At 53.1% G+C, this 454-nt stretch carries 1 tRNA gene and 1 rRNA gene; both read left to right on the plus strand.

Going from position 1 to position 454, the window contains the following annotated elements:
* Positions 1-72, plus strand: a 16S ribosomal RNA gene (locus C7H85_RS19290); the annotation flags it as partial.
* A 286-nt stretch (positions 73-358) separates the two neighbouring features.
* Positions 359-434: transfer RNA gene (locus C7H85_RS19295), tRNA-Glu, on the plus strand.
* Positions 435-454 lie beyond the last annotated feature (20 nt).

A 454-nucleotide genomic window follows, 5' to 3' on the forward strand; every position in this document is an offset into this window, starting at 1 on the left:
GAGTGATTCATGACTGGGGTGAAGTCGTAACAAGGTAACCGTAGGGGAACCTGCGGTTGGATCACCTCCTTACCTTAAATCTCAACGCCTGTTGAGTGTTCACACAGTTTGCTTGATATGAATAGAGCGCTTTTGATAGAGGCGTGGTAGCAAGTTCGCCTATAACTTGTTGCACACCGAGCCAAGCAACGTCGTGTACAGGGATAGCCTTATTCTTGTCGCTCGGGTTCGCGGAGCTCACCACTCGCCTTTACCAACAAGATGTGCGTTTTGGAAAGGTCTTGCCGCTGGCCTCGCCGGCTCGGCTGCGCCTTTACAAAATTCACAGCGAAGCTGCGCTTCGCAAACCGTGAATTTTGTCCCCTTCGTCTAGAGGCCTAGGACACCGCCCTTTCACGGCGGTAACAGGGGTTCGAATCCCCTAGGGGACGCCATTTACGCGCCAAGCCTTAAG

It is taken from the genome of Zobellella endophytica (assembly GCF_003012775.1).
Classification (GTDB): Bacteria; Pseudomonadota; Gammaproteobacteria; order Enterobacterales; family Aeromonadaceae; genus Oceanimonas; species Oceanimonas endophytica.